The organism is Candidatus Hepatincolaceae symbiont of Strigamia maritima, assembly GCF_055505085.1.
In genome coordinates, this window is record NZ_DBKDTU010000091.1 from 1 (window position 1) to 2,564 (window position 2,564).

Sequence of the window (2,564 nt, forward strand, 5' to 3'; positions counted from 1 at the left end):
AATGATCTGGCTTATAAAATCAGTGATTTTGAAGAAAATGATGGTTATATAATTGAATATAAAATTACTCAGATTTTAGCAGGTTTGGATGTACCGGAAAAATTATGGCATAATAACATTAAGGATGTATCAGGAGGACAACAATCTCGTGTTGCTTTGGCAAAAATTTTATTAGAAGAACCTGAGCTTTTAATTTTAGATGAGCCGACCAATCATCTAGATTTAAATGCAATTCTATGGTTAGAAGAATTTTTAAAAAACTATAAATATGCCTTTATACTTATTTCTCATGATACTTATTTTTTAGATAATACAGTAACCAAAATTTTTGAAATAGAAGCAAAAACTTTAAAAAGCTATAAAGGTAATTATAGTGATTATACAATTCAAAAAGAGATATTTCTCTCTGGAGCATTAAAGGCTTTTAAAAAAGAAGAAGAAAAAATGAAGAAGCTTGCAGAATTTGTTTTAAAATATAAAGCAGGGCAAAAATCTAAACAAGCCATGGGTAGACAGAAGCTTTTAGCCAGAATGGAAAAATCTGATAATCCGGTTATTCCTATTAGAAAAATGAAACTAAAATTTGAAATAGATACACCTAGTTCACAAATGGTTTTAAAAATAGAAAAACTTGCTAAGAAGTTTAATAATCAACAAATACTTAAGAATCTCAATATAGAAATTTTACGAGGAGACAGAATAGGTTTAATTGGTAAAAACGGAGTTGGAAAATCCACTATTTTAAAAATTATTAATGGTCTTGAAGCACCAACTTCCGGTAGTATTACCTTAGGAGAAAAATTAAAAATCGGTTATTATGACCAAACTCAGCAAAATTTAAACCTAAACAATAATATTTTAGAAGAAATCAGGGATTCTTTTGATATAATAGAAGAAAAAGCTAGAAACATTGCTGGTAGCTTTTTATTTACTAAAGATGATACTTTTAAAAAGATTGCTACTTTAAGCGGTGGTGAGAGAGCTAGGGTTTCTTTAATGAAATTATTATTAAGTAAGCCTAACTTTTTAATAATGGATGAACCTACTAACCATTTAGATATTTACTCCAGAGAAATTTTAGAAGAAGCTTTAGAGGGCTATAAGGGTACTATTTTACTAGTATCTCACGACAGACATTTTTTAGAAGCAATTGTAAAGCAAATTTATGTTATAGAACAAAACGCTACAACTCTTTTTAAGGGTAACTACCGTAACTGGAACGGATATAATGGGAATAAGCACTAAGTTTTTTAGAAAATTAAAAAGTGGTTTTGCAAAGTTATTCAGAGTTTTTATATTTAATTTTCAGCTAAAGCTTTTTAACTACCAAATATATACTTAACAGCTCTCTAAATACTACTCTTAAAAAGAAATCCCATTTAATGATTCTTCTTTTCCTACTTAATTATTACCACTACACCAAGTAAAATTTAGAGCTTAATTAAGTAAAATTTTAACTAACTTCATAATATTATGATAAGTTTGCTGATTAGAAGTATCTAAGAGGGGATTAAATTCCGTAATCTCTATACATAATAGTTTTTCATGTAGTTTAATACTTTCTAAATTTTCTACTAGCATCTTCATAGTTAACCCCTTACCGGTATTACAACCGGTTGCAGGCATTTCATCTCTTGATAAAGCATCAATATCTAAAGAAACCCCAAATCTTATGGTATTTTTGCTAATATATGCTATTGCATCTTTAAAAATATGCTTGATATTAGCCTCTGTAATATCCTTCATAAAAAATACTTTAACACCTAATTTAGTAATTAAATCTAACTCTTCTTGTTCATAACTTCTCGTAGCAATATAACACAAATTTTGAGGTTTAATTTTGTTATTAATTAAACTGTTCAGAGATTTATCTCCATACCCCAGCAAATGAGCAATCGGCATCCCATGCACATTTTTGCTATGTGAACTTTGCGGAGTATGGCAATCTAAATGAGCATCAATCCACAATAAACCTAAATCTTTATTACGAGTTATATCAGTACTTTCTTTAGTAATCTGCTGTAATAAATTAGATATTAAAGAAAAAACCGCAATACCGTTACTATGATCTCCGGTAAAAAACAAATATTTATCATACTTTTTATGTTGAAGAGTTACCTCTTCTATAAGATTTTTAAAGAAATTATTAAGTATCGGAATAACCTTTAACTTAGTTTCTTCAGATGTATTATAATAAATTTTTGTAAAGTTAGGATTATGGTACAGTGCTTGTACAGCCTGATAGATATTATCTGCTCCCAATTCTGCTCCTTTAATATCTGCAGCAATTCCGCTTGAAATAGCCAATATTTTGTTGAAATTATGTATTTGCTGTACTTTCATTTATTTAATCCTAGCTTAAATCACAAATATTATAACAAAATAACTAATTTTTACAATAAATAACAGTAGCTTTCCTTTTTTAATTTTTTTTATAATACTTATACCTATTGCAATAACTTTAATATCTTAGGATTATTCTTAAAGCATACCTGCACTACAAGGCATAATTTACAACTTTTTACTATATCCAGATCGGAAGAGCGATTCAGCAGGAATGCCGA

General features: G+C 28.3%; 2 protein-coding genes. One reads left to right on the forward strand and one right to left on the reverse strand.

Annotation, left to right across the window (positions count from 1 at the left end):
• On the forward strand, positions 1–1,245 hold a 1,245-nt coding region (locus tag ACQCX0_RS02225), incomplete at its 5' end, for an ABC-F family ATP-binding cassette domain-containing protein (RefSeq protein ID WP_462562530.1).
• A 192-nt stretch (positions 1,246–1,437) separates the two neighbouring features.
• Here the strand turns inward: ACQCX0_RS02225 and ACQCX0_RS02230 are convergent.
• Positions 1,438–2,343 (reverse strand): arginase family protein, encoded by a 906-nt coding sequence (locus ACQCX0_RS02230; RefSeq protein WP_462562531.1) that lies wholly within the window; start codon positions 2,341–2,343, stop codon positions 1,438–1,440.
• Positions 2,344–2,564: the final 221 nt, after the last annotated feature.